The organism is Microbacterium sp. GbtcB4, from assembly GCF_019091465.1.
Lineage (GTDB): Bacteria > Actinomycetota > Actinomycetes > Actinomycetales > Microbacteriaceae > Microbacterium > Microbacterium paraoxydans.
On the sequence record NZ_JAGXJJ010000001.1, the window covers coordinates 708,687 to 735,334 of the forward strand.

General features: G+C 71.2%; 25 protein-coding genes and 1 tRNA gene. 15 read left to right on the top strand and 11 right to left on the bottom strand.

The features are described 5' to 3' along the window. Positions 1-7: 7 nt before the first annotated feature. From KVS71_RS03360 to KVS71_RS03370, 3 genes are read left to right on the top strand one after another with little or no spacing between them, the layout of a single operon-like run. Entirely contained in the window at positions 8-817 is an 810-nt protein-coding gene (locus KVS71_RS03360; protein WP_144881759.1) for a sugar nucleotide-binding protein, read from the top strand. Between the two features lie 40 nt (positions 818-857). Next, entirely contained in the window at positions 858-1,472 is a 615-nt protein-coding gene (locus tag KVS71_RS03365) for a DUF1684 domain-containing protein (RefSeq protein WP_144881761.1), read from the top strand. Continuing rightward, on the top strand, positions 1,469-2,029 hold the full coding sequence (locus tag KVS71_RS03370) for a dihydrofolate reductase family protein (RefSeq protein WP_217583787.1): 561 nt from the start codon (positions 1,469-1,471) through the stop codon (positions 2,027-2,029). The genes KVS71_RS03365 and KVS71_RS03370 overlap by 4 nt, the downstream gene beginning before the upstream one ends. A gap of 24 nt (positions 2,030-2,053) precedes the next feature. Here the strand turns inward: KVS71_RS03370 and KVS71_RS03375 are convergent, their stop codons facing one another. Then, positions 2,054-4,033 (bottom strand): MMPL family transporter, encoded by a 1,980-nt coding sequence (locus KVS71_RS03375; protein WP_234024171.1) that lies wholly within the window; start codon positions 4,031-4,033, stop codon positions 2,054-2,056. A gap of 225 nt (positions 4,034-4,258) precedes the next feature. Then, positions 4,259-4,332 (bottom strand) — tRNA-Gly (locus KVS71_RS03380). 86 nt (positions 4,333-4,418) lie between these two features. Between KVS71_RS03380 and dcd the strand changes: the two genes are divergently transcribed. Then, on the top strand, positions 4,419-5,024 hold the full coding sequence (gene dcd / locus KVS71_RS03385; protein ID WP_025102697.1) for a dCTP deaminase: 606 nt from the start codon (positions 4,419-4,421) through the stop codon (positions 5,022-5,024). Position 5,025: 1 nt separating this feature from the next. After that, the gene (locus tag KVS71_RS03390; RefSeq protein WP_105950623.1) at positions 5,026-5,499 is read left to right on the top strand and encodes a hypothetical protein; all 474 of its coding nucleotides are present in this window, start codon (positions 5,026-5,028) and stop codon (positions 5,497-5,499) included. Here the strand turns inward: KVS71_RS03390 and KVS71_RS03395 are convergent. After that, positions 5,432-6,433, bottom strand: coding sequence for an alpha/beta fold hydrolase (locus KVS71_RS03395; RefSeq protein ID WP_217583789.1), 1,002 nt, complete (start codon positions 6,431-6,433; stop codon positions 5,432-5,434). The genes KVS71_RS03390 and KVS71_RS03395 overlap by 68 nt on opposite strands. A 72-nt stretch (positions 6,434-6,505) precedes the next feature. Here KVS71_RS03395 and KVS71_RS03400 point away from each other — a divergent pair, with 72 nt between their 5' ends. Next, on the top strand, positions 6,506-7,153 hold the full coding sequence (locus KVS71_RS03400; protein WP_217583791.1) for a TetR/AcrR family transcriptional regulator: 648 nt from the start codon (positions 6,506-6,508) through the stop codon (positions 7,151-7,153). Positions 7,154-7,740: 587 nt separating this feature from the next. Here the strand turns inward: KVS71_RS03400 and KVS71_RS03405 are convergent. Beyond that, entirely contained in the window at positions 7,741-8,508 is a 768-nt protein-coding gene (locus tag KVS71_RS03405) for a hypothetical protein (protein WP_217583793.1), read from the bottom strand. Between the two features lie 125 nt (positions 8,509-8,633). On the opposite strand from KVS71_RS03405, the gene KVS71_RS03410 reads away from it, so the two are divergent. After that, positions 8,634-9,191 carry a MarR family winged helix-turn-helix transcriptional regulator gene (locus KVS71_RS03410; protein WP_254635357.1) on the top strand — a complete coding sequence of 186 codons (558 nt, stop codon included), beginning with the start codon at positions 8,634-8,636 and terminating at the stop codon, positions 9,189-9,191. Between the two features lie 6 nt (positions 9,192-9,197). On the opposite strand, the gene KVS71_RS03415 is transcribed toward KVS71_RS03410, so the two are convergent. The 5 genes from KVS71_RS03415 to KVS71_RS19945 all read right to left on the bottom strand — a co-directional run bounded on the left by KVS71_RS03415 (position 9,198) and on the right by KVS71_RS19945 (position 14,235). Next, positions 9,198-10,115, bottom strand: a complete 918-nt coding sequence (locus tag KVS71_RS03415) for a cation diffusion facilitator family transporter (RefSeq protein ID WP_217583795.1) — start codon at positions 10,113-10,115, stop codon at positions 9,198-9,200. A gap of 46 nt (positions 10,116-10,161) precedes the next feature. Then, a complete protein-coding gene (locus tag KVS71_RS03420; RefSeq protein ID WP_217583797.1) occupies positions 10,162-11,568 on the bottom strand; it encodes an MFS transporter in 1,407 nt (468 codons plus the stop codon). Positions 11,569-11,638: 70 nt separating this feature from the next. Beyond that, on the bottom strand, positions 11,639-12,127 hold the full coding sequence (locus tag KVS71_RS03425; RefSeq protein ID WP_254635358.1) for a DUF3253 domain-containing protein: 489 nt from the start codon (positions 12,125-12,127) through the stop codon (positions 11,639-11,641). A gap of 63 nt (positions 12,128-12,190) precedes the next feature. Beyond that, on the bottom strand, positions 12,191-13,366 hold the full coding sequence (locus KVS71_RS03430; RefSeq protein ID WP_217583801.1) for a DUF1343 domain-containing protein: 1,176 nt from the start codon (positions 13,364-13,366) through the stop codon (positions 12,191-12,193). Positions 13,367-13,368: 2 nt separating this feature from the next. Further along, positions 13,369-14,235 (bottom strand): MurR/RpiR family transcriptional regulator, encoded by an 867-nt coding sequence (locus KVS71_RS19945; RefSeq protein WP_060921606.1) that lies wholly within the window; start codon positions 14,233-14,235, stop codon positions 13,369-13,371. 137 nt (positions 14,236-14,372) lie between these two features. Between KVS71_RS19945 and KVS71_RS03440 the strand changes: the two genes are divergently transcribed. The 4 genes from KVS71_RS03440 to KVS71_RS03455 are packed head-to-tail and all read left to right on the top strand — an operon-like array spanning position 14,373 to position 18,582. Further along, positions 14,373-15,656, top strand: coding sequence for an extracellular solute-binding protein (locus KVS71_RS03440; protein WP_217583803.1), 1,284 nt, complete (start codon positions 14,373-14,375; stop codon positions 15,654-15,656). A gap of 55 nt (positions 15,657-15,711) precedes the next feature. Further along, entirely contained in the window at positions 15,712-16,668 is a 957-nt protein-coding gene (locus KVS71_RS03445; protein WP_025102684.1) for a carbohydrate ABC transporter permease, read from the top strand. Then, positions 16,668-17,585, top strand: coding sequence for a carbohydrate ABC transporter permease (locus KVS71_RS03450; RefSeq protein ID WP_062765614.1), 918 nt, complete (start codon positions 16,668-16,670; stop codon positions 17,583-17,585). The genes KVS71_RS03445 and KVS71_RS03450 overlap by 1 nt, the downstream gene beginning before the upstream one ends. Positions 17,586-17,601: 16 nt before the next feature. Beyond that, a complete protein-coding gene (locus KVS71_RS03455) occupies positions 17,602-18,582 on the top strand; it encodes a serine hydrolase (protein WP_060921580.1) in 981 nt (326 codons plus the stop codon). A gap of 340 nt (positions 18,583-18,922) precedes the next feature. Here KVS71_RS03455 and KVS71_RS03460 read toward each other — a convergent pair whose 3' ends face one another. Continuing rightward, on the bottom strand, positions 18,923-19,819 hold the full coding sequence (locus tag KVS71_RS03460; protein WP_060921581.1) for an Lrp/AsnC family transcriptional regulator: 897 nt from the start codon (positions 19,817-19,819) through the stop codon (positions 18,923-18,925). Between the two features lie 218 nt (positions 19,820-20,037). Between KVS71_RS03460 and KVS71_RS03465 the strand changes: the two genes are divergently transcribed. Genes KVS71_RS03465 through speB form a run of 4 tightly spaced genes read left to right on the top strand, consistent with a single transcriptional unit; the run spans position 20,038 to position 25,698 of the window. Further along, on the top strand, positions 20,038-21,381 hold the full coding sequence (locus KVS71_RS03465; RefSeq protein ID WP_217583805.1) for an MFS transporter: 1,344 nt from the start codon (positions 20,038-20,040) through the stop codon (positions 21,379-21,381). Between the two features lie 42 nt (positions 21,382-21,423). Next, complete coding sequence (locus KVS71_RS03470; protein WP_217583808.1) at positions 21,424-23,091, top strand: amidohydrolase; 1,668 nt, start codon at positions 21,424-21,426, stop codon at positions 23,089-23,091. Between the two features lie 10 nt (positions 23,092-23,101). Continuing rightward, positions 23,102-24,718: a thiamine pyrophosphate-dependent enzyme gene (locus tag KVS71_RS03475; protein WP_217583810.1), complete on the top strand. Its 1,617-nt coding sequence runs from the start codon at positions 23,102-23,104 to the stop codon at positions 24,716-24,718. A 32-nt stretch (positions 24,719-24,750) separates the two neighbouring features. Continuing rightward, positions 24,751-25,698, top strand: a complete 948-nt coding sequence (gene speB / locus KVS71_RS03480) for an agmatinase (protein WP_025102677.1) — start codon at positions 24,751-24,753, stop codon at positions 25,696-25,698. A gap of 9 nt (positions 25,699-25,707) precedes the next feature. Here speB and KVS71_RS03485 read toward each other — a convergent pair whose 3' ends face one another. Further along, positions 25,708-26,412, bottom strand: a complete 705-nt coding sequence (locus tag KVS71_RS03485) for an RIO1 family regulatory kinase/ATPase (protein WP_368874545.1) — start codon at positions 26,410-26,412, stop codon at positions 25,708-25,710. Between the last annotated feature and the right edge of the window lie 236 nt (positions 26,413-26,648).

A 26,648-nucleotide genomic window follows, 5' to 3' on the forward strand; every position in this document is an offset into this window, starting at 1 on the left:
GGGAGGGATGACCACTCCGCCTCCGCCGCGCCGCACCCTCCTGGTCGGCTTCGGGAAGCTCGGCACCCGGCTCGCTCCGCTGCTCCTCGCGGACGGCGGTGAGGTCCTGGCGCTCCGCCGCACGGACGGACCCGTGCCGGACGGGGTGACGGCGCTCGCGGCCGATCTGACCGTTCCGCTCACCGCGCCGCTGCCCGAGGTCGACGCCGTCGTGGTGACGCTGCCACCCGGGCCCGACGTGTCGTCCTATCGCACGGCGCTCTCGCACCTCGCGGCGGCATTGCCGGCCCCGCCGACGCGGACGGTCTTCGTCTCGTCCACCGGGGTGTTCGACGGCGCCGGGAACTCCGAGCCCGTGACCGAGCGGGTCGAGCCGGCGCCCACCACCGAGCGGGGCCGCGGTCTGCGGGACGGAGAGAAGGCGGCCGTCGAGCTCTTCGACGCGGTGGTCGTGCGCCCCGCGGGCATCTACGGTCCCGGGCGCGAGTTCCTCCTCCGGAAGGTCAGGGAGGGGGCTCCCGTCACGCATCGCCGCCGCACGAACCGGATCCACGAGACCGATCTCGTCCGCATTCTCGACCTGCTGCTACGGATGCCGGAGCCCCCGGCGCTCGTGCACGCCGTCGACCAGGCGCCCGCTCCGCTGGGAGACGTCGTGACCTTCCTCGCCGACCGTCTCGGCCTGCCCGTGCCGCAGGACGACGGCGGTGCGCCGAGCGGCTTCGTCTACGACGGCTCGCTTGCGCGTGCGGTCCTCGGCGGGCTCGACTATCCGACGTACGAAGACGGCTACGCGGACATGATCGACCGGGACTGAGGGCATTCCAGGCGTCCGTCGTCCGGCGTACCGTGGGCGCATGACGAATGCGCAGACGGCCGTCGAGGTCGTCGACTGGCGACGGCGGGTGTTCGCCCTGTACGAAGCGGTGCGACGGGCCGACTCCCCGGAGGAGGCGCACGAGCTGTGGCGGATCGAGCGCGACGAGCTGGTGCTGCGGCACCCGGCCACGCCCCTCCTTCCGGAGGACAGGGCACCGTTCGAGGGACTCCCGATCGCCTCGTACGACCCCGCCTGGCGGTTCGAGCTCCCGATCCTCGACGCGGAGCCGGCCACCTTCGAGTTCGCCACGGGGACGGACGGCATCGTGCCGTTCGAGCGCGTCGGCGTCGTGGAGATCCCTGACGTCGGGTCTCTCGACGTGTGGCGGCTCGCCTCGTACGGCGGCGGCCTGTTCGTGCCGGTGCGCGATGCCTCCGCCGGGCAGAGCGGGGGGACATACGGCGGCGGGCGGTACCTCATCGACACGATCAAGGGTGCCGACCTCGGGGCCGACCCGCGCCGCGGCACGCTCGTGCTCGACTTCAACTTCGCGTACAACCCGTCCTGCGCCTACGACCCGGCGTGGGCGTGCCCGCTGGCGCCACCCGGCAACGTGCTGACGGTGCCGATTCCGGTCGGAGAGCTCCGATGAGACCGCTGCGTTACGCGATCAACGTGACGCTCGACGGCTGCTGCCATCACGAAGCGGGACTCCCGCCCGACGAGGAGTCGATGCGCTTCTGGACCGCGGAGCTGCAGCGCGCCGACGCCCTGCTCTACGGTCGGGTGACGTACGACATGATGCGGGCCGCGTGGCGGCGTCCGGAATCCGGGGTCTGGCCGGACTGGATGGAGGAGTGGGCGACGCCCTTCGCCGAGACCATCGATCGCCTGCCGAAGCACGTGGTGTCGGCGACGCTCGATGCCGTCGACTGGAACGCGGACCTCGTGCGCGGCGATCTCTCGGAGAGGGTCCGGGGGCTGAAGGATCAGCCGGGGGAGGGCCTGTCGGTCGGCGGAGTGGCGCTGCCCGCGGCGCTCGCCGACCTCGGGTTGATCGACGAGTACCTGTTCGTCGTCCATCCGGTCGTCGCCGGGCATGGTCCCCGGCTGCTCGACGGCGTGCACGAACGTCTCCGGCTCGAACTCGTGGAGCGGCGGGAGTTCCGCTCCGGCGCCGTCGCGCAGCGGTACCGTCCGGTGGCGTGAGCGACGCACAGCGGCCCCGATGAATCAGCCGGCGTCAGCGACGCGCCGGGAGGCCGGTCGCCCCGGCCACCAGATGCGGTCGCCGACGAGAGCGAACAGCGCAGGGACGATCACGGTCCTGACCACCAGGGTGTCGACGATCACTCCGACCCCGACGATCAGCCCGAGCTGCCCGAGGGTGACCAGTGGCAGGACGCCGAGGGCCGCGAACACGGCGGCGAGGACGATCCCGGCGCTCGTGATGACCCCGCCGGTGTGGGCGACCGCTTCCACCATGCCGTCCCGAGTGCCCCGCAGCGCCGCCTCGGTCCGGGCGCGGTGGACGAGGAAGATCGTGTAGTCGATGCCGAGGGCGACCAGGAACAGGAAAGCCAGCAGCGGTACCGGGAGATCGAGCGCGTGCTGCCCGAACAGCACGCGACTGAGCCAGGCCCCGGCACCGATGGCGGCCACGGCGCTCGCCACGTTGACGGCGAGCAGCAGCAGCGGCGCGACCAGAGACCGCAGCAGGAACGCCAGTACCAGGAAGCTCACCGCCAGCACCAGCGGCACCACGACGCCGAGGTCCGCGAGGTTCCCGGCGCGGGCGTCGAGATCCGTCGCCACCGCGCCGCCGACGACCGCCCCCGCCCCCGGCACATCGTGCACGGCGTCCCGAAGCTCCGTGATCTGAGCCAGGCTCTCGTCGGTGCTGGGCGCATACTCGCTGGTCACCAGGATCTTCGTGAGCCTCTCATCGTGCGTGGTCCCGACCGGAGTGGCGCGGACGATGCCCTCCACTCCACGCGCCGCGGTGAGGACGGCGTCGGCTTCGCCGCTGTCCGTGACGATGAGGATCGGCTGCGCCTCTCCTGCCGGGAAGTGGTTCGAGAGCACCTCGAGACCCGTCGCGGACTCGGACGGGACCCGGAACTTGTCGACCTGGTCGAGCCCGACGGTCGTCCCGACGAGGCCGACCGTCATCACGGCCAGCAGAGCCGCGCCCCCGAGGAGGCTCACGACCGGCCGGCTCACGACGCGCGTCGCGATCGACCGCCACACCCCGCCGCGCCGTGCGGCAGCTCCGGGACGAGGGACGAACGGCCAGAACACCTTCCGTCCGCATACCGCCAGCAGGGGAGGCAGCAGGAAGAGGACGGATGCGAGGGCGACCAGCAGCCCGATGGCGGACGAGACGCCGAGTCCGTGCGTGCCGGGGATCACCGCCAGGGCGAGTGTCAGGAGGGCGAGGACGACCGTGAGGTTCGAGGCGAGGATCGCCGGAGCGGTCCCGCGCCAGGCCGTGCTGAGCGCGCGGCGGTGGTCCGTCGTGGTGGTAAGTTCCTCCCGATATCTCGAGATCAGGAGCAGGGCGTAGTTGGTCCCGGCGCCGAAGACGAGGACGCTGATGATCCCGGCGTCGAACTGCAGGTCCCAGGCGGAACCGGCAGCCGCGGTCAATCGTCCGGCGAGTCCGTCGGCCAGGCCGACGGCGGCGAGCGGCAGCAGCCACAGCACCGGTGACCGGTACGTGACGATGAGGAGCACGGCGACGATCAGGACGGTCACGAGGAGCAGAGTGAAGTCGGCGCCTTCGAAGGAGGCGGCGATATCGGCGCCGAAGGCCGGTCCGCCGGTCACGAGCAGGGTCATCCCGTCCGGTGCGTGCTCGTCGATGTCGGCGCGGAGCGCCGCGATCACCGCGGCGGTGTCGGTGCTCGTCTGGCCGACCGCGATCGGCGTCACCAGAACCGCGGCCTTCTCGTCCTCGCTCACGAGAGGCCCGGTCGGATCCGCGTCCGCGTGCGTGCCGAGCACCGGGAGGAGACTTTCGAGGGCGTCGACGTCCGGTGCCGAGAGCGTCGCGCCGTCGTCGCGCGACGCGACCACGATCACGGACTGCCGATCCGCGTTCGGGAACTCCGCCAACAGGGCGCTCGTGCGCGCCGACTCCGACCCCGCGGGGGCCTGCTCGTTGGCGGCGGGTGCCTTCGCCGACCCGAACAGGCCGAAGAGAGTCGTCATGATCAGGAGGACCGCGCCGAGTGTGATCCAAGCGCCGCCACGGGAGGTCATCCACTCGGGAAAGCGCCGAAGAGCGCGAGAATCTGCCATACCTGTCACTCCACCAGGAGCGTCGTGCGGCGACATCGTCAAGACGATGGAGGGAAGTCTCCCTCTTTCGATGGATCCCGGTCGGGCGGGGTCGGGCACGCCGAACCGGTCGCATCGAGGCGAGGATCAGAGAAGTGGAGGGGCTGACGGGAATCGAACCCGCGCTGTCTGCTTGGGAAGCAGAAGTTCTACCATTGAACTACAGCCCCGCACCCGCCCGAGAGCAGGTGGAGCAAGCCTACCTGTCGAGGGCCGGATGGCCAAAGCGCGGGGTGCTCATGACTAGGCTTGTGCCGTGCTTCTCAGCGATCGCGACATCAGAGCAGAACTCGCCTCCGGCCGCGTCGGCCTGGAACCGCATGCGCCGGAGATGATCCAGCCGTCGAGCATCGACGTGCGACTGGACCGCTACTTCCGCCTCTTCGACAATCACAAGTACCCGTTCATCGATCCCTCGGTCGACCAGCCCGAGCTCACGCGGCTGATCGAGGTCGACCCGGACGAGCCCTTCATCCTCCACCCCGGCGAGTTCGCGCTGGGGGCCACGTTCGAGCAGGTCACCCTGCCGGACGACATCGCCGCGCGGCTGGAGGGGAAATCGTCGCTCGGTCGCCTCGGGCTCATCACCCACTCGACCGCCGGCTTCATCGACCCGGGCTTCTCCGGGCATGTGACGCTGGAGCTCGCGAACGTGGCGACGCTGCCGATCAAGCTGTGGCCCGGCATGAAGATCGGCCAGCTCTGCTTCTTCCGGCTCACCTCGCCGGCGGAGAACCCGTACGGCTCCGGCCCCTACGGCAACCGCTACCAGGGTCAGCGGGGCCCGACGGCGTCCCGTTCGTTCCAGAACTTCCACCGCACCGACGTGGGAGTGACCGACATCGGAGCCGTCGGAGGCTGACATGAGCGACGCGAGCGGGACGGGTTCCGACGAGTCCGCGCTGCCCGGTGGGGCGGCACTGCCGGAGGATCCGGGGCTGGAGATCGCTCCCGCCGACGCGGTGATCCCGCCGGCCGACGCCGTGATCCCGCCTCCGCCGCCGGAGACGCCGATCCCGGAGGGGCTGCTGACGGCACCGGACGCCGCAGGCGATGCGCTTCCGGCACCGACCCGTCGCTCGGAGCGATCCCGTCCGACGCCCGCGATCCTCCAGGGCGAGCAGCCCGCGGCGGCTGCGGACGACTGGGCGCAGCGATCGATCGCCCCGGAGGTCGCCGACACCGGCAGCTACCGGATGCTTGCGGTGGTCGTGTTCGTCGTGCTCTTCCTCCTGCTCGCGGCGGCCGTGGTGACGCTCGTCGTGCTGATCACCACTGTCGGACTGCCGTTCGCGGCCGCCGACCCGAGCGCGGGCTTCCTGTCGACCCGGGTGTAGGGCTCCGAAGGGCCGCGGACGGGTCGGCCGGTGCGGCATCGATGGCGGCTCGTCCCGACGCGGTGCCGAGCGCATCCACGGCCTCGAGACCCCCGGTCACGAGCGCGACCACGGCATCAAGGGTCGGATCGGCCGACAGCACTCTCGTGTGACCGAGACCCACCGTACGGACGAGACGGGAGTGGCCGGGATGGGCGGCGTGCAGCCGGAGGGCGTCGTGATCGGGCATCCGGCGGTCGCCCCGGTCGTGCACGATGAGCAGCGCGGTGCCGGCGGGGAGTGGATGGGCGGCCGCGTCGTACTGTTCGGCGGCGCTTGCGGGATCGAGCCGGAGGCGGCGGTGGAAGCGGGTGCGGAGTCGGTCCGCGGTGGCGGCGTCGAGCCGGAGGTCACGGACGAACTGGGCGAGGAAGGCCTCGGGCGCGGCGGCCCCGGCGACGACGGCGACGGCGGGCACCGAGCCGGACGACCGGGCGACGGTCAGCGCCGCGAGCCCGCCGAAGGAGTGTCCGATGAGAGCGGAGAAGGGGCCGTGGGTGCGGTCCAGCTGCTCCGCGGCGTCGACCCAGTCGCGGATATCGGTGTGCCGCCCGCCGGAGGAGCCATGCGCCGGGGCATCGAAGGCGACGACGCGGAACCCCTCGGCGACGAGCTCCCGCACGAGCGGGGCGAACTGCGAGGCGCGGCCCCGCCAGCCGTGCAGGAGCAGCACGGTGCGCGGACCCGTGCCCCACGTGTAGGTCGTGACGGGGATGCCGCGCGCGAGGAGGCTCCCGCGGCGGGCGTCGTCGTGGGTGGCGGCGTCGGCGGCACGCACGGCCATCCGTGGGCGGGTGGAGAAGAACAGTCGGTAGGCGAGATCGCCGGCGAGGCGAGGGGAGAGGCGTCCCACAGTCGGGAGGGCGCGGACGAGGAGAGGGGACGCGGACGGCATGGAGGCTCCTTCACCGAACTATACGAACGATCATCCGTATACTAGGCGAACGATCGTTCGTATACTAGGGGCATGATGGATGCCGTGATGCAGGACGGCCGGCGGGCGCGCGGCGACGCCTCCCGCCGCATCGTGCTGGAGAGTGCGACCGACCTCGCCTCCGTCGAGGGTCTGGACGGCGTGACGATCGGACGCCTCGCCACCGCCTCGGGGTCGAGCAAGAGCAGCATCGCCACGCTGTTCCAGAGCAAAGAGGGCCTGCAGCTCGCGACGGTCGCCGCCGCTCGGGACATCTTCGTCGAGCGGATCATCGAGCCCGCCCGCGTCCAGCCGAGGGGAGCGCACCGCCTGGCCGCGCTCCTCCACAACGCCTTGGTCTACTCGAAGGACCGCGTCTTCACCGGCGGCTGCTTCTTCGCGGCGACCGCAGCGGACGTCGACTCCAAGCCCGGTCCCGTGAGCGATGCCGTGCGGGCAGCCCTCGTCGACTGGTACGGATACATCGAGGCCCAGCTGCGGTTCGCTGCCGCGGAGGGAGAGGTCGGCGCGGCCGACGTCGAGGTGCTGGCGTTCGAGCTCGTCGCCCTCAATGAGCAGGCCAACGCGCGGTCGCTCCTCCTGCGGAGCGACCGGCCGTATGCCCTCGCGGCGGCCGCGATGCGCTCACGCCTCCGTGACGCGGGCGCTCCCGACACCGCCCTCGCCCTCCTCGCCCTCTAGCTCCGTGCCGCGTCCCGGCCTCGCGGCCGCGTTCGCCTGCGAGCTCAGAAACGCACCGCAATCCCGCTTCGAAGGCCCGTTCCTGATCCCGCCCGGCGGTCGGTCCCTGGCCTTCTTGTGTGCGGGATGAAAGAGGGGCCGCGGGGTCCGTCGGAAGGGTCGTTTTCGATCCTGCGCGATGGAAGGGTCGTGCTTGATCCGCGCACCCGCCTTCCCGTCGCCTGCTACCTCGGGCGCTTGTGTTCCCACCGGGCGCCGCCCCCCGCCTGGATGACCGTGCGGGATCGAGAACGTGCCGCTGGGGCGCTCAGGAGGGGCGATTCTGATCCCGTTCGGAGAGTGGTGTGCGCGTCGCCGCGGTGGGGGATCGAGAACGTGCCTTGGAACGGCTGGGGAGGCGCGACTCTGATCCTGCCTCGACTCGGGACGCTTCGCCCCGACCTCACCTCGGGTCGGGCTGGGGTGCGGGTGGCGGATCGGGAATGTGCCGCGGGGGCGCTCGGGAGGTGCGGAAGTGATCCCGGCTCGGGTTTCGCGAAGAGCAAAGCGCCTCACCCGGGATTCGGGCGAGGCGCTCGAGGGGACGATCAGGCGGCGTGGCCGTGGCGGAATCCGGCGTCGAAGCCACGCTCGAATGCGCGCTCCGCCATCCGCTGCGCGCGGTGGCCGTGCCCGTGGCCGCGGTGTGCGTGACCGTGGTCGCGGTGGGGGTGGCCGTCGTGGTGACCGCGCCCGCGGTATCCGCCTTCCTCGTCTCCGTTGTGACGGTCGAAGCCGTGTCCGCGGTCGAAGCCGTGTTCGTGCCCGAAGCCGTGTCCGGGTCCGAAGCCGTGTCCGCGGTCGAAGCCGTGTCCGGGACCGAAGCCGTGTCCGGGACCGAAGCCGTGCCCGCGTCCGAAGCCGTGCCGGGGGCCGAAGCCGAACCCGGGGCGCCGCTTCCGGGGGAGAGGTGTCTCCTCGTCCCACCCGAAGGCGCGGGCGATCTTCTCGAGCGCCGCGAGGGTCGTCGCCATCTCCTCGTAGGAGACCGCGCCGGCGACCTTCGCGCGGATGCCGTCGACGGCGGCGCCGAGACGCTCCTTCGCCGCGCGGCCCTCGTCGGTCAGCGCCCATCCGTCGCCGTCCGCTTCGACCCAGCCGCGGTCGACGAGGTCGTGCAGCTTGTGCGGGTGCAGCGGGCGGCGCGCGGGGACCGTCCCGTCGACGACCTTCAGCAGCCGCCAGTCGCGGCGGGTCGCGCCCTCCGCGGCGAAAGCGGTGGCGAAGTCGTGTGCCATCAGACGGTCGACGGCCTTGAGCCAGAAACCGAACGGGCGGGAGGTGTTGTCAGAAGTGCTGTCTGCAGTGGTGTTCATGGTGATCCTTCGTGTCTGTGGTGCACCGATGACGGATGTCATCCGACATATCAATGTCACTGTGCATGTACATGCAGTGTGACATGGAAAGCAAACGCATGTCAAACTGCATGTAAAATCGGGACATGGCCACCGATCCGATCGACCCCGCGTCCCCCGACGCCGCCGAAGCGATCGCGCAGGCGCTCTCCCGGCTGCGCGGACGCCGACCCGGACCCGGCGGCCGCGAGCACGGCGGGCCACGCGGTGCGCACGGGCACGGGCCCCACGGCGACCCGCGCGAGCACTTCGCCCACCACCGCGGCCACCCGGGGATGCCGCCCTGGATGGTCGACGGCGGTCGCCTCGGCGGACCGGCCCGTCTCCGCATGCTCGAAGCCCTTGCCGCCGCGCCGGAACCCCTCAGCGTGAGTGCGCTCGGGCAGGCGATCGGCGTGGATCAGCCGCGGGCGTCCCGGCTCGTGCAGCAGGGTGTGCAGGCCGGATTCGTGCGGCGCGAGGCCGACCCGGACGACGCCCGCCGCACCCGCATCGCGCTGACCGACGAGGGTCGGCGACTGGCCCGCGGGATGCGGGGCGAACGCCGCGAGCTGCTCGGCCGCGCGCTCGAGTCGTTCACCGTGGAGGAGCGCACGGAGCTCGCGCGACTGCTCACCAAGCTCGCCGACAACTGGCGCGCCTGACCGGCCTCACACGCGGGCGAAGTCGAGCGAGGGCTCGTCGTCCACCGAGAGGGACAGCACGACGGTCTCCACCGCGTCGTGCGCCTCGATCCGCCGCTCCACCTCCCGCAGCCGCCGGGCCACGTCGTGCTCGCGCGCATCGCCCGCGAGGTCGACCTCGGCGACGAGGAACAGCCGGTTCGGCCCGACGTACTCGATGTGCAGGTAGGTGACCCGCTCGATGTCGTGCATCTCGAGGAGGGCCGTGCCGACCCGGGAGCGCAGCGCAGGGGACACCGACGTGCCGACGAGGAACGCGATGTTCCGTCCGATCAGGATCACGGCGACGACGCCCAGCAGGATCCCGACGAGGATCGACCCGATCGCATCCCACGCGGCGACACCGGTGAGCTGATGCAGGAGGATCGATCCGCCCGCCAGCACGAGCCCGATGAGGGCGGCGGAGTCCTCGAAGAACACCGCCCGGAGCGTGGTGTCGCTCGTCTCGAGCACGAAGTCCCACGTGGAGGATCCGCGCTCCCGGGCCAGCCGACGGGAGCGGACCATCGCCTGCGTGAACGACGCCCCCTCCAGGACGAAGGCGATGCCGAGCACGATGTAGGCGACGACCGGGCTCTCCACGGGGCCGGTGTCGGACAGCTCCTGAATGCCGTGCATGATCGACACGATCGAGCCGGCGGTGAAGATGCCGAACGCCGCGATGAGAGACCAGACGAACGCGTTGCGGCCGTAGCCGAGCGGATGCCGGGCGTCCTTGGTCTTCGCGCCCCGGCGGTCGGCGATGAGCAGGAAGACCTCGTTCCCCGCGTCCGCCCAGGAGTGCGCGGCCTCGGCCACCATCGACGCGGACGAGGTGATGACGGCGGCGACCGTCTTCGCGATCGCGACGAGGATGTTGGCGAGGAAGGCGAGGACGACGGTCACCGGGTCAGGCTACTCCCGCCCGATCCGTCCGGCGCCCGGAGCGGGTTCAGCGCGGCGCCTTCACCGGGAGCAGGAGGAGGAACCCGATGATGAGGACGATGACGATGCCGAGGATCCCGTAGGCGGTCTGGCTCGTCGCGACGATGAGCACGGTCCAGGCGGCCGAGGCCATCCAGCTCGCGGCCCTGCCTGTCGTGGCGTAGAGACCGAAGATCTCGCCCTCCCGGCCGACCGGGGTGACGCGGGCGAGGAAGGAGCGCGCCGCCGCCTGAGCCGGACCGACGAAGGCGCAGAGCACGAGGCCGCCGATCCAGAACACGAGCGACCCCGCATCCCGCAGCAGGAACACGGCGAGGCCGGCGACGATCATCGATCCGATCGAGCCGAGGATGATCCGCTTGGGGCCGAGGCGGTCGTCGAGGCGGCCCGCGATGATGGTCGAGACGCCGGCGACGAGGTTCGCGGCGATGCCGAAGACGATGATGTCCTGGGTGCCGAACCGGAACACCGCGGTGCCGATGATGGCGCCGAACGCGAAGACCCCGCCGAGGCCGTCGCGGAACACGGCACTGGCGAGCAGGTACCAGAACGTCGATCGGGTCTGCGGGTCGCGGTAGAGGCCGATCACGTCCTGCACGAGGAGGACGTAGGAGCGGAAGAACCGCACCTTGCGCTCCGGCCGACCGAGCGACGGCTCCGGCACGTTGAGGAAGATCGGGATGCTGAAGACGATCGCCCAGACCGCGCACCCCACGGCGATGAGCCGGTACGCGAGGCCGTTGTCGGTGGACATGCCGAACCAGTCGAAGGTGTCGAGCAGGACGACGATGACGAGGGCGATGATGCCCCCGAGGTAGCCGAAGCCCCAGCCGAGTCCGGAGATGCGGCCGACGTTCTTCGGGTTCGCGATCCCGATGAGCATGGCGTTGGAATTCACCGCGGCGATCTCGCCGAACACGGAACCGGCGGAGATCAGCGCGACGCCGAGCCAGAACAGGGCCGGCTGCGGCTCCACGAACCACAGTCCGAGCATGCAGAGGATGAGAGCGCCGGTGCCGATGCCCAGCCAGAGCTTCTGTCGTCCGGCGGCGTCGGCGCGCTGACCGAGGACGGGGGCGAGCAGCAGGATGCCCAGGGCGGCGATCGTGGAACCCAGTCCGAGACCGGAGGCGAGGTCGGCCTCGGCGGCGACGCGGACCGGGTCGCTCGGGTCGAGGGCAGCGATCTCCGGCGGCAGGAACGAGGCGCTGACGAGGTACAGCGCGGTGAAGACGAACGTGAGGATGACGGTGTTGAACGGCTGCGTCGCCCAATCCCACAGCGCCCAGGAGTACACCTGCTTCCGAGGCGCGGGGGTGTCTCCGCGCAGATCGAGGCCGACGACGGCCACGGCGCCGCTGTTCGCTGTCGCCACGGGCTCGGGGGCGCCCGCCGCGGGATCGGGTGAGGTCATGGTCGAAGTCTGGCCGCGGACGGTGAACGCCCGGTGACGGCGCGCCGTCGGTGTCGGGCGACCGAGGCGCTCAGAGGGCGGGGCCGCGGCGGATGCGGACGGGTCCGCGGGCCTCGGTGATGCTCACCTGCTCGCCCTTCTGCGTGACCACGACCACCTCGCGGGACGCCAGGTCCGCGGCGACGCGGCGCACGTCGGGCATCCGGTCGCGCCACTCCGCGCCGCCGACCGCGCGGGCGACGTCGCTCGGGCAGATCGACGAGTCCGCGCGTTTCCGGGTGAGGGCGCGCATCGTCGCAGCGATCCGCTCCTCGGCCTGCGCCGCGGAGGGCTCCTCCCACCACGGGGCACCCCGCTCGCCGAGGGCGGTCTTCGCATCCTGCACGCGACGGCGGGCGTCGGGCTCCGCCGCCTTGACCGCGCGCCGTGCGGCCATGAGCTCGTCGACGAGCTCCTGCCGCAGGTTCTCGGGGATCGACGGATCGGTGGCGCGCCACCGACGGCCGTTCACGACGATGTGGTGTCCGTCCGCGGTCTGCGCGGGGCCGTCGTCCGTCATACCGGCCATCCTGCGCGGCGGCCGCGCGCCCCGCCATCCCCTTGACGTCCGCGCGGCAGCCGGTCAGCGGTAGAGGAGGTCGGCGTCGACGAGCCCCGGCCAGTCCGGCACCGCGAGCGACTCCGGTTCGTCCCACTCGCCCGCCGTGATCCGGCGGAAGGCGCCCTCCACCCCGAACAGCTTCTCCAGAGGGGACCAGTCGGACTCCCCGGGCATCGGCACCAGCGCCCGCTCGGCCAGGGCCTCGGGGTAGAGGGTGGCGAGCAGGGACAGCAGGCGGACTCCGGTGTGCACCGGCTGGAAGGCGGCCGGGTCTGTCACGTGCAGGAGGAGCCCCTGGCAGGCCTCGCCCGCGTGATCCCGCACCAGGGGGGTGAAGCCGTAGGGGGAGGCGGTGACGCCGGGAAGGGCGAGCTCGACGAACGCGGTCGTGTACTCCTCGGCGTCGATGAACGGGGCGCCGACGACGCGGAAGGGCACGGCCGTGCTGCGCCCCTCGGAGACGTTCACGCCCTCGGCCAGACACGTGCCGGGGTACAGGAGGGTGGTCGCGGCGCTGGGAAGGTTCGGCGAGGGCGGCATCCAGGTCAGCTCCTGCCGGCCGAGGGCGGTCTGATCGCGCGTCCATCCCTGCACCTCGACGACGTGGAGCTCCACGTCGATCCCGCGCGTGCGCACCCAGTGCCGCGCGAGCTCGCCGATCGTCAGACCATGGCGGACGGGCATCGTCCACCGTCCGACGAGCGAGTTCGCCGCCTCGTCGAGCATCGGCCCCTCGGCCTGCTCCAGGCGTCCGCCGAGCGGATTCGGGCGGTCGAGCACCATCACGGCGACGCCCGCGTCGGCGCACGCCTCGAGCACATGGCTCATCGTCCAGATGTACGTGTAGAAACGCGCACCCACGTCGGGAAGGTCGACGAGCACGACGTCGAGGTCGGCGAGGTCGGCGGCCGCGGGACGCACGTCCGCGCCGTAGAGGCTGCGCACCGGGAGCCCGGTCAGCGTGTCGCGCAGATCCCCGATCAGCTTTCCCTCCCTGGCCCGGCCGTCCAGGCCGTGCTCGGGGCCGAAGAGGAGCGTGAGCGGGAAGCCGGCGTCGGCGAGGCCGGCGCGTCCACGGGCGAGGGTCGAGGTGAGGGCCAGGTCGCTCGTGACCATCCCGAGGCGGGCGCCCCGGAGGCGGTCCCGCTGCGGCTGCGTCAGGTCGTCGTGGAGGAGGCGGTCGATTCCGAGCTGCATGATCAATCGATTCTGTGAGCGGTGACGGCGTCGTGCGTGCGCTGGAGGTTCGCGGAGATCCGGTCGTAGTCGGCCTGGGCGATGCGCGTGTAGAGGAAGTCGAGGACGGCGAGCTGGGCGATGCGGCTGGCCATCGCGCCGGAGCGGAAGGTCGACTCCGACACCGCCGTGACGAGGGTGTGCGCGCACGCGCGGGCGAGCGGCGAGCGCGGGTTGTTGGTGATGGCGATGGTGGTGGCGCCGGCGGCGGCGGCCACCTCGGCCGCCTGCACGATCTCCAGGGTGCGGCCGGAGTGCGAGATGGCGATCGCGGCGTCCCGATCGTCCAGGAGCGCGGCGCCGGTGAGAGCGAGGTGGTGGTCGGTCCGCGCCTGGGCGACGAGGCCGGCGCGATGGAGCTTCTGCTCGAGGTCCTGCGCGGCGAGTCCGCTGGAGGCCGCGCCGTAGATGTCGATGCGACGCGCGCCGCGGACCGCGGCGACGCACCGCTCCAGCTCGGCGATGTCGAGCTGGCGGGCGGTGCGCTCGATGGCCTCGGCCTCCGCGAAGGCGATCTTGCGCACCGTGGTCGCGGCGTCGTCGTGACGGCTCACATCGCCCGCGGACACCTGGAAGCGCTCGCGCTCGGACGCGCTCCGCGTGAGCTCTCCGGCCAGGGCGATCCGCAGGTCGGGGTACCCGGGGAACCCCAGGCTGCGGGTGAAGCGCGCGACGCTGGCGACCGACACTCCGCACTCCTCGGCGAGGCGGGTGATGGAGTTCTCCAGGACCGCCTGCGGTTCGGCGAGCACGCGTTCGGCGATGCGGCGTTCCGTGGGGGTGAGCGCGGAGAGGCGCTGATGGATGGCTGTCACGACACTGTTCGGCACGAGCCCATGATGGCAGGTCGGGTGCACACTCGGTAGGAATTTTCAGAAACGCTTGCATTTTTGTAAGAGATTGCCCACAGTGGCAGTGTCGGCATCGTCCCCGTGCCGCGACGAAGACGTCACCCGAGAGGAACACCATGCGAAACCGCCCCGTCCGCCTCGCTCTCACCGGAGGGATCCTGGTCGCCGGACTCGCCGTCGCCGGCTGCGCGCCCGCAGCCTCGAGCGGCGATGGTCAGGATGATGTCACCCTGACCATCTGGTCCTGGCAGGCCTCCTCGTCCCCGAAGTGGGAGGCCGTGTTCGACACCTACGAAGAGTCCCACCCCGGCGTCACCATCGAGTTCGAGGGCTTCCAGCCCACCGAGTACAACCAGATCCTCGCCACCGGCCTCGAGGGCAGCGACGGTCCGGACATCGCGATGCTGCGCGCCTATGGCGGCGTGCAGTCGGCGATCCAGTCGGAGCAGATCGTGCCGATCGACGACATCGTCGACGGTCTCGACCAGTTCGACCCCACGGTCCTGCGGGCGGCCCAGGGCAAGGACGACGGCAAGACCTACGGCGTCCCCTTCGCGTACCAGACCATGCAGATGTTCTACAACAAGACCATGTTCGACGAGATGGGCCTCGAGGAGCCCACCGACTGGGACGAGTTCATCGAGTTGCAGGAGACCCTCCTCAAGGAGGGCGTCACCCCCATGGCGCTCGGCGCCCGCGAGGACTGGGTCCTGCCGATGTTCCACGACATCGTCGGTTCGGCCCACTACGGCGGTGCGGCCTTCGAGGAGAAGGTGCTCGCCGGCGACGTCGACTTCACCGACCCCGCCTACGTGTCCTCTCTGCAGATCGTGCAGGACATGCAGAAGTACCTCGACAAGAACGTCAACGCGATCGCCGTCGCCGACGCCGTCCTGCAGTTCACCTCGGGCCAGGCCGCGCAGTGGCCCGGCGGCTCGTTCGACCTGCCCACGTTCCAGAGCTCCGCGCCCGACACCGAGTGGGGCGTCTACGAGGTCCCGCCGTCCCCCGACAGCGCGCTCGACCACGCGGTCACCCCGGGCTACGCGGACGGCAGCTTCGGCATCAACGCGGCCAGCGAGAACCAGGAGGCGGCCACCGAGCTGCTCAACTGGATGACCACGAAGGAGTTCGGCCAGCTCGTCGCCGACGAGGTCGACCAGTTCTCCGCGCTCCCCGGGGTGGAGTACTCCGACCCGCTCATGCAGGAGATGAACGAGCAGTACACCGCCAACCCGGCTCCGTACCTGCTGCTCGTCGACTTCCGTTACGGCGACCCGACCGGCACCGCGGTGCTCGGCCCGGACATCCAGGCCATGTTCCTCGGTCAGAAGACCCCGGAGCAGCTGGGCGCCGACCTGCAGTCGGGCATCTCCACCTGGTTCACCCCCTCCTCCTGATCCGAGCGTGGTGGGGCGCCGCATCCGGCGCCCCACCACGAGCGAAGGACCCCCCATGGCTCTGACCCTCCCCGTGCGCCCGCCGAAGAGCCGGCGCCCCCGCACCGGCATCGCGCTGTCGACGCCGACGGCCGCGCTGTTCGTGCTCCCTGCCGCCGTGCTCTTCGCGGTGCTGATCCTCTACCCGATGCTCGCCGCGCTCAGCTACTCGTTCTTCGACTGGCAGGGCACCAAGCAGGGTGGATTCGCCGGTATCGGCAACTACCTCACGCTCCTCACCAAGGAGCCCTACGCCTCCGAGCTGTGGAACGCGTTCGGCCACAACCTGCTGCTCTTCGCCGGCGCCCTGGTCTTCCAGAACTCGCTCGGCCTCGGCATCGCCACCCTGCTGCACCGCCGCAAGCGCACCAAGCGGTTCTTCCAGACGATCTTCGCCCTGCCCTACCTCGTGAGCCCGATGGTCATCGGCTACCTGTGGTCGCTGATGCTGTCTCCGCTGTTCGGGCCGGTGAACGCGATCCTCCGCGGCGTCGGCCTCGAGAGCCTCGCGCTGCCGTGGCTCGGCGATCCGCAGCTCGCGATCTGGGTCATCGTGCTGGTCAGCGCCTGGCAGTGGATCGGATTCCCGATCCTGCTGTACGGCGCCGCCCTCGGCGGCATCCCCGAGGAGATCGAGGAGGCGGCGTCGCTCGACGGCGCCACGGCCGCGAAGCGCTTCCGCTACATCACGCTCCCCATGCTCACGCCGACGATCGGCATCATCACCGTGCTCACCTTCATCGGCAGCATGGAGGCGATGGCCATCCCGTTCGCGCTCGCCGGGTCGAACGGCGCTCCCGCCGGCTCCACCGACGTGATGATGCTGCTCTTCTACCGCACCGCGTTCGAGTCCGGGAACCCGAATTCCATCGGGGTCTCGTCGGCCCTCGCGACCGTCCTGTTCATCTTCATCATGGTCATCTCCGTCGTCATCACAACGACGATGCGCCGCGCCGAACGAAAGCTGTTCTGATGAGCACCGCCCTCGACACCCGTCAGGAACCGACCACGGAGGCGATCGTCTCCGGCCGGCCATCCGCCCCGCGGCGCCGCTCCCGTCGCACGAACGACACCCCGTTCGTGGGCCGCCTCCTCGCCAACGTGTTCCTGTGGGGATACGCGCTGGTCGCGATCGGTCCGTTGCTGCTCATGGTCAACAACTCCCTGCGCACGCAGCAGCAGATCGCCACCGAGCCGCTCGGACTCCCCGTCCCCCCGACGTTCACGAGCTTCCAGAACGCGTGGATCACCGCCTCGTTCGACACGTACTTCGTCAACTCGATCACCGTCACGGTCGGGTCGGTCATCGTCACGACTGTCGTGTCGGTGCTGGCCGCCTACGCCTTCGCGCGGGCCAGGGCGAAGTTCTTCCGCGGGATCGAGGCCGTGTTCCTCTCGGGCCTCATGCTGCCGGTGCACCTGGCGATCCTGCCGCTGTTCTATCTGCTCGACGCGCTCAAGATGACGAGCAACGTCTTCAGCCTCATCCTCGTCTACGGCGCCCTCGGCATCCCGTTCACCACGTTCGTGCTGACGGTGTTCTTCCGGGCGCTGCCGATCGAGCTGGAGGAGGCCGCGCGCATCGACGGCGCCGGACCGCTGCGCACGTTCCTGCAGATCCTGCTGCCGCTCGTGCGCCCGGCGCTCGCGACCGTGATCGTCTTCCGGTTCGTGCCGGTCTGGAACGACTTCTTCTACCCGCTGATCCTGCTGCGCGACCGCGACTCGTACACGCTCCCCGTGGGCCTGACCCGGTTCTTCGGGGAGTACTCGACCGATTGGCCGCAGCTGTTCGCCGGACTCACGATCGCCACCATCCCGCTCGTGGTGCTGTTCCTGCTGGCGACGAAGCAGATCATCAACGGCCTCACCTCCGGCATGAGTAAGTGACGGCCGCGGGCGGATCATGGTGAACGGAGCCCCGGGTTCGGCGTGGGCGTCGGTGCGGGCGGTCGCCGGGGGCGCGGAAGAGCTGCAACTCCTCGGGTCGCCGGCGCACGACGATCCCGCTCCGCTCACCGCCGCGCACCTCTTCGATCTCGCATCGCTGACGAAGGTCTTCACCGCCATCGCCGCCCTGCGGCTCGTCGACGCGGGGGTGATCGACCTCGATGAGCCCGTCGAGCGCGTCCTCACGGTGGGCAGCGGCACCGGAGCGGAGCGGATCACCCTCCGGCACCTCCTCACCCACACCTCCGGGCTGCCGGCGGAGGGGCGCGAGTGGCGGGAGGGCGTGCGCGGGGACGAACTGCGTGCCCGCGTCCAGCGTCGGGCGCTCGGTGCCGAGCCGGGCGCTCGCCATCTGTATTCCGACGTCGGGTACATCGCGGCCGGAGACTGTCTGGAACGGGTCTCCGGGCGGCCGCTCGCGGCGCTCTGGGCGGAGGTGGCCACGGGGATCGGCGCCGCGTCGCTGACCATGGCTCCGGAGCGGGAGCGTGCGGTCGCCACGGAGACGCAGCCGCACCGCGGGAACGTGCGCGGTGAGGTGCACGACGAGCTCGCCCATGCGCTCGGCCGTCCCGCCGGCCACGCGGGACTGTTCGGCACGGTGGCGGATGTCGCCGCTCTCGCCCGTCTCCTCCGCGATGAGGGCGAGGGGCCGCACGGGCGCGTGCTGTCACGGGAGTCCTTCCGCGGGATGACGACCCCCTCGATCCAGGCCGACGCCGGCTACGGCCAGGCGATCGGTCTGCGCGTGCGCGATGCCGCGTGGATGGGTGACCTCGATGCGGTCGGCCACACCGGCTTCACCGGCACGTGCTTCGCGGTCGTCCCCGAGACGGGCGCCTACGGCGTGCTGCTCCTCAACCGCGTGCACCCCACGCGCGAGGACGCCGACGTCGCCGCCATCCGCCGCGCCTTCCTCGCCCCCCTCACCCCCTGACCCCCCGCCCCTTCCCGATCCCGCCCCGATCCCGGGATCGATAAGGCCCCTCCCCGCGCCTCCCGAAGCTCCGTTTTCATCCCGCGTGGGGAACCCCTCCCGGCGGAAATGCGGAGGGCGCCGGATCAAAGAGGGTCCTCCACGCGCCTCCCGAAGCGCCGTATTCATCCCGCGTGGGGGACACCCCGCGGTAGGTGTGCAGAAACGTGCGGGGGATGGGTGAAAGAGGCGCGGTTTTGATCCCGGGCGGGACCGGAGGGGGCGCGGACGGGATGGGACGGGACGGGACGGGACGGGACCGGGCGGGAGGGGGCCGGACGGGGCGGGGGACGGGGCGGACTCAGTCGGTGCGGAGGGGGCGGAGCGTGCGGGCGTAGTCCTCCTTGAGCACCGCGAGATGCAGCCACGCCTCGATCCGGGTCACTCCGGGGAGCGCGCGCAGCCGCTCGAGACTCGCGTACAGGGCTCCGGCGGAGGGCTCCACGAGGGTCGCGACGGCGTCGAACCGCCCGAGGGTCCGCGCCGCGAAGTCGACGCCGCGCCCCCGCCGCAGCTCGTCGATCACGGCCTCGTCGTCGTCTCCGAGCGTCATGCCCACGCCCATCGAGAGCTGCCGGTGCGCGAGCCCTCGGGCCTCCACGGCGCTGATCTTGATGACCCCGGCGTCGATGAGCCGCTGCACCCGGGTCGCGACCGCGCTGGGGGAGAGCCGCACCTGCTCGCCGAGGGCACGGAAGCTCATCCGCCCGTCGGACTGCAGGTGCTCGATGAGGGCTTCGTCGATGCCGTCGAGGGTCACGCCGCCGTGATACTCCGAGACGAAGAAGCCCTTGATCACGGTCGAGTAGATGATCGTGTTGATGTCGAGCACGCCGGCGCTGCCGCGGATGCGCGCGAGCAGGTCGTGGAGCTCCGACATCGAGCCCACCCGCACCTCCGTCACGATGTCGTGGGCGCCGCCGACCGCCGACACCAGCACGGTCTCGGACATGTCGCGCAGGTGCTCGGCGACCACCTCGACAGCGCCGTCGGTCCGGATCGACACGTGGGCGAGCACGTGCTGGCCGAGGAACACGGGGTCGACGGCCGCGACCACCCGCACCGTGCGGTCGCTGAGCAGCGCGCGCAGACGGGCCGCCACGACGGCGCGGGACTGGCCGACGCGCTCGGCGAGGGAGAGGATGCTGGCGCGGCCGTCCTCCTGCAGCGCCCGGATGAGTTCCGCGTCGAAGTCCATGTGCCGTCCGATTCCGTCGATTTCCCCGCAGTGCACGCTCGTCCCCGCAGAAAAGCAGTGTAGAGCGCTGTTCGACCGAGCGGAAGGCCTGGAGTGCGCGGTGCGTCCGACACAAATCCAGTGAATGACGCGTATCGCTGGAGTTCTGCCCTTGCCCGCGGCGCTCCACGTCCGTAGCATCCTTCGCTATCCGACACCATCCGCGAAGGAGCGGGTCCATGACCACTACCCCCACCCCCCGAAGCGGCGTCCACAGCCGCGCGCGCCGCGCCGGCTTCGCCGCCTTCGTCGGCACCACCATCGAGTGGTACGACTTCTACGTCTACGCCACGGCCGCCGCCCTCGTGTTCGGCCCGCTGTTCTTCCCGAGCGGCGACCGTCTGGCCGAGACCGCCGCCGCCTTCGCGACGTTCGCGGTGGCCTTCCTCGTCCGCCCCCTCGGTGGCATCGTCTTCGGCCACATCGGCGACAAGCTCGGCCGGCGGGTCTCGCTCGTCATCACGCTGCTGCTGATGGGGGCCGCGACCGTCCTCGTCGGCTGCCTCCCGACCTACGAGAACATCGGCATCCTCGCGCCGATCCTCCTCATCCTGCTCCGCGCCGTCCAGGGCCTCGCGGTCGGCGGCGAATGGGGCGGCGCGGTGCTCATGAGCGTGGAGCATGCTCCCGAGAAGTCGAAGACGTTCTACGGCGGCTTCACCCAGCTCGGCAACCCGGCCGGCGCCCTCCTCGCCTCCGGCATCTTCGCGATCATGTCCCGCGGCGGCGACACGTTCATCATGGACGGCGGCTGGCGCATCCCGTTCCTGCTGTCGATCGTGCTGATCGGTGTGGGGCTGTGGGTCCGGTATCGCGTCGAGGAGTCGCCGGTCTTCGAGGAGAAGATCGAGGGCCGCAAGCAGTCCATGCCGCTCGCCTTCGCCCTCCGTGTCAACTGGAAGCCGATCCTCCTCGGCATCGGGATCCTGCCCATCTCCACCGGCGGCTACTACCTGGCCACCACCTTCGCCACCGCGTACGCGACCGGCGAGCCCATCGCGATCAGCGAGCAGGTGATCCTCGACGCGATGACCCTGGCGTCGTTCGTGGAGTTCGTCGTGACGCTGCCGGTCGCCTGGCTCGGTGACAAGTGGGGCCGGAAGAACGTGATGTACATCGGCCTGATCACCTCGGTGCTGACCTTCGCGCCCTTCCTCCTGTTGATGCCGGGCCGTGTCGAGCCGCTGATCTTCCTCTTCGCCTCGCTCGTGCGCATCGCGATGAGCGCCACGTACGCCCCGATCGCGGCGATCCTCGCCCAGATGTTCCGTCCGCAGGCGCGCTACACATCCATCGCCCTGTCGTACGGCGTCGGCGCCGCCATCTGGGCCGGATTCTCGCCCTGGTTCGCGACGCAGCTCATCGCCTGGACCGGCAGTGTCTGGTCGGTCATCGCGATGTTCGTGGGCATGGCCGTCATCGCCGGGATCTGCACGCGTCTCGCGCCGCAGCACTCCGACGAGGCCCCGGTCACGGCGTCGTTCACCGCCCGGACCGACACCACGGCGAACCGCCTGCCCTGACCGGCACTATTCCCCCGCACGACACCACCGCGAACAGGCATCATGAGAAAGCTCACCCCCTTCGACCGCTCGGCCCAGGCCGCTCCCGTCCTCGTCACCGCGCGAGCCATCCACACGGCAGACGCCTCCGGCACGACCGTCACGGCGATGCTGATCGACCGGGGGCGCATCGTCGCCCTCGGCACGGCGGCGGAGTGCGAGGACGTGGCGGCGCGGGCCGGACTCACCCCTGAGCGCGTCGATCTGGGGGATGCGGTGGTCGTGCCCGGCTTCGTGGACGCGCATGCGCATCCGCTGATGTTCGGGCAGATGATGACCTGGGTGGACTGCGGTCCGGAGAAGGCGGGGAGCATCCCGGAGATCGTGGCGCTGCTGAAGGCCGCCGCCGCGGATCTCCCCGCCGGACGCCCGGTGCGCGGCTACGGCTACGAGCAGCGGAACCTCGTCGAGAAGCGGCACCCCACGCGGTTCGAGCTCGACGAGGTGGCCGCCGACCGAGAGGTGTACCTCATGAACGCCTCCGGTCACGGCGGGGTGGTGAACTCGTACACGCTCGACCTGAACGGCGTGGACCGGGACACCCCGAACCCGGACGGCGGCGAGTTCTTCCGCGACGCCGACGGCGAGCTCACCGGCGAGCTGTCCGACGCCGCGTGCAACATCCTCACCGGCGTCCACGGGGTGAAGATCGGCCACCACGGTCCGAACTTCCACCTCGCGGACGAGCCGGAGGAGCACCTGCGTCAGCTCGACGCGGCCACGCAGCGGTTCCTCGCGGGCGGGGTCACCTCCATCGGCGACTGCCAGGTCACGCGGCGCGAGTTCGACATGTACCTGCGGCTGGCCGAGGCCGGGCGGCTGGAGCTGCGCGTGTCGATGTACCTGCTGTCGCACCTGCTAGACGAGGCGCTGGAGATGGGGCTCGTCGGGCAGTTCGGCAACGCCCACCTGAGCTTCGCCGGCATCAAGTTCTACGCCGACGGCACCCTGGGCGGCTGGACCGCGTACTTCCCGGACGGCTACGTCGGCGACCCCTGCCGCACCGGCCAGCTCTACCACGAGCCCGCCGACTACGCGGAGCTCATCCGCAAGGCCCACGCGGCCGGCCTCCAGACCGCGACCCACGCCCAGTCGCCCACCGCGATCGAGATGGTCGTGTCGGCGATCGAGGCCGCGCTCGCGGAGCGTCCGGACGCGGATGCCCGGCACCGCATCGAGCACTGCGGACTGCCGACGCCCGCGCAGATCGAGCGGATGGCGGCCGCCGGCATCCGTCCCGTGAACCAGACGCAGCACTACTTCAACTGGGGCGAAGGCGTGGAGGAGGCCATCGGCACGCCCGGTGAGCGCTTCAACCCGCTGGGGGAGTTCGAGCGTGCGGGCGTACCCATCACGATCTCCTCGGACGCCCCGGTCGCCGAGCCCATCCCGCTGGAGGCGATCCAGACCGCGGTCACCCGGGTCACCCGGCGCGGGCACAAGCTCGGCCCGGACGATCTGCGCATCTCCGCGACCGCGGCGCTGCGGGCGCACACGATCGAGGGCGCGGTCTCGATCGGCCGCGAGGACGACCTCGGCTCCCTGGAGCCGGGCAAGTACGCCGACTTCGCGGTGCTCTCGGACGACCCGCTCGCGGTGCCGGCCGAGGAGATCGCGGCGATCGAGGTCCGTGAGACCTGGGTCGACGGCGTCCGTCGGCACGCGATGTGAGGATGACACGATGAGCACCGACACCATCGGAGACGACCGGTACGCCGACACCGCGGGCCGTGCGGTCCTGGAGACCATCCGCGCCTACGGGGTGACCGCGATCTTCGGCATCCCCGGCACCCACAACCTGGAGTTCTACCGGCCCCTCGCCGACCTCGGCATCCGTGCCGTGACCAACCGCCACGAGCAGGGGTCGGGGTACGGTGCCGACGGCTGGGCGCAGCAGACCGGGCTCCCCGGCGTGGTGATCACGACCTCCGGCCCCGGGCTGCAGAACGCGATGAGCGCGATCGGCACGGCCTTCTGCGAGTCGCGACCCCTCATCGTGCTCTCGCCCGGGGTGCCGCTCGGGGCGGAGTTCGCCGACGTCGGCACGCTGCACGAGACCAAGGACGCGACGGCCATGGTCGCCGCGATCGCGGAGTGGTCGCGGCGGGTGTCGACCGCGGCGGAGGCGGTGCAGGCCGTGCACGACGCGTTCCACCTCTTCCGCACCGGCCGCCCCCGTCCCGTGCACATCGAGATCCCGCTGGACGTGCTGGAGGCGCCCGCCGCCGTGCCCGCGGAGGACCGGAAGCCGCGCCCGATGCCCGACCGCGTCTCCGGGGATCCGATCGCGCTCGCCGAGGCCGCCCGGCTGCTGTCCGCCGCCCGCCGCCCGGTGATCGTGGCCGGTGGGGGTGCGGTGGACGCCGCGCACCAGATCGCCGCGGTGGCGGAGCGGCTCGGAGCCCCCGTGCTCACGACCCTGAACGGCAAGGCGGTGCTCGACGAACGGCACCCGCTCTCGCTCGGCTCGAACCTGCGCCTCGCCGCCGCACGGGCCGTGGCCGAAGACGCCGACGTGCTGCTCGTGGTCGGCTCGAAGCTGGGCGAGGCGGAGCTCTGGGCTCCGCGGCTCGAGGCGCGCGGCGCCGTGATCCGCGTCGACATCTCTCCGGAGCAGCGGGACAAGAACCTCACCGCGACGGTCGGTCTCACGGGGGACGCCGCCGCGGTGACCGACGCCCTCCTGCCCCTGCTGCCGGACCCCGCCCGTCCCGCCCGCGACCTCACGGCCGAGCGGGCCGCGATCGAGGCCGAGTCCCGAGAGACGGCGCCGGACACCGTCGAGCTCGCCGAGATCATCGCCGCCGCCCTCCCTGCCGACGCGATCGTCGCCGGCGACTCCTCCCAGATCGTGTACATGGCGCTCGGCAGCGTGCTGCGGCAGGAGCAGCCGCATTCCCTCCTCTACACGCCGACCTACGCCACGCTCGGCTATGGCCTCCCCGCCGCGATCGGTGCGGCCGTCGCGCAGACCGAACGCCCGGTCGTCACCGTCATCGGCGACGGCGCTCTGATGTTCTGCGTGAACGAGCTCGTCTCCGCCGTCGAGCAGCGCCTCGACGTCACCGTGGTGTGCGTCGACAACGGCGGGTACGCGGAGATCCGCCAGAACGAGCTCGACCGGGGCATGACCCCGGTGGGCGTCGACCTCGTGCAGCCGGACTGGGCCGCGCTCGCCACCGCCTTCGGGGCGGCGGGGCGACGGGTGGCATCGCGCGCCGACATCGCCCCGAGCATCCGCGCGGCCATCGCCGACGGCGGGGTGCAGCTCGTGCACATCTTGCAGCACGCCCTCTGAGACCCACACTTCCCGACGAACAGGAACGAGAAATGACCGACAACATCGGCCCCGTCGACGCCTCCGTGAACCCGCGGTACTCCGGCATCGCCACCTTCGCCCGCCTGCCCCGCATCGAGGACGTGCCGCGCGCCGACATCGCGGTGGTCGGCATCCCGTTCGACTCCGGCGTGAGCTACCGCCCCGGCACCCGCTTCGGCCCGTCGCACGTGCGCGAGTCGTCCCGGCTGCTGCGGCCCTACAACCCCGCGCAGGACGTGTCGCCGTTCCAGCTCGCCCAGGTGGTGGATGCCGGCGACATCCCGGTGAACCCGTTCGACCTCACCGAGGCCGTGACCGAGGTCGAGCGCGCGGCGCTGGCGCTCGGCGAGCAGGTGCAGCGCCTCGTCACGATCGGCGGCGACCACACCGTGGCCCTTCCCCTGCTGCGGGCGGTGGCCGCGAAGCACGGTCCCGTCGCCGTCCTCCACTTCGATGCGCACCTGGACACGTGGGACACCTACTTCGGCGCCCCCATCACGCACGGCACCCCCTTCCGCCGCGCGAGCGAGGAGGGGCTGATCGACCTCACCGCGAGCTGCCACGTCGGCACCCGCGGACCCCTGTACTCGAAGCAGGACCTCGAGGACGACGAGCGCCTCGGCTTCTCCATCGTCTCCAGCGAGTACATCGAGGAGCACGGGGTGGAGGCGGCGATCGACCGCATCCTCACCCGCATCGGCGACAAGCCGCTGTACGTCTCGATCGACATCGACGTGCTCGACCCCGCGCACGCGCCCGGCACCGGGACCCCCGAGGCCGGAGGGCTCACGAGCCGCGAGCTGCTGCGCATCCTCCGGGCGCTGCGCGACCGGGACATCGTCGGCGCCGACGTCGTGGAGGTGTCGCCCGCGTACGATCACGCCCAGATGACCGGGATCGCCGCGAGCCACGTCGTGTACGAGCTGGTGACCCTTCTCGCCGCCCGACTCGCCTCCTGACACCGGGAGTCAGAACAGCGTCCCGAGGAGGTCGGCGAACAGGGCCTCGGCGTCGCACTCCACCCGTCGCCGTGCGAACCAGTCGCATACGTTGACGCAGTCGCGGTGCAGCAGGTCGAGGCCCTGCGGATTCGCGATCACGTCGACGATCTGCGGCAGATCGATCACCCGGACCCGCCCGTCGTGCACGAGGAGGTTGTAGGCGGAGAGGTCGCCGTGCGCGAAGCCCGCGGCGGCGAAGACCCGCATGAGGTCGGCCACCTGCGTGAAGTACTCCTGCATCTCGGCGTTCGACCCGCGCACCTGGGCGAGCCGCGGTGCCGCGATGCCCCGGTCGTCGCCGAGGAACTCCATGAGCACCTCGGTGCCGCTGACCTGCACGGGATAGGGGACCGGGGCGCCGCGCTCCCACATCCGGCACAGGGCCTCGAACTCCGCGAGCGACCACTGGGCTGCGGCGACCTCCCGTCCGTGGGCGGTCTTCTTGGCGAGGGCGCGCGTATCGCGGTGTTCCGCGTGCTGCGTCCCTCGGTGTAGACGGCGGAGCGCTGGAAGCTCCGGTTCTCGATGCCCCGGTAGCGCTTGGCGGCGAGGAGGGTGCGCTGCGTCGTGTCGTCGGGCACGGCGCGCTCCAGCAGGAACACGTCGGCCTCCTTGCCGGTCTTCAGGATGCCGAGCTCGGTGTCCAGGGCGCCGGCGGAGGTCACGACCCACGCGGGGCGCGGTTCCGGCCCGCGTTCGGTGGGGGTGGATGACGGCCAGGTCGTCCAGCGCTGGTTAGGGCCGGGCTCGACCTCGGCGAAGGAGAGGGCGGTCTCGAGGGAGTCGAAGGAGGTGGCGTCGAAGGACGCGGCTTCCGAGGAAGCGGGGGATTCGGTCACGGTGTGGCTCCGGGAAGGGAGGCCACGCGGCGATCAGGAGCGGGTGGCCTCGAAGGGAAGGTGGTCGGC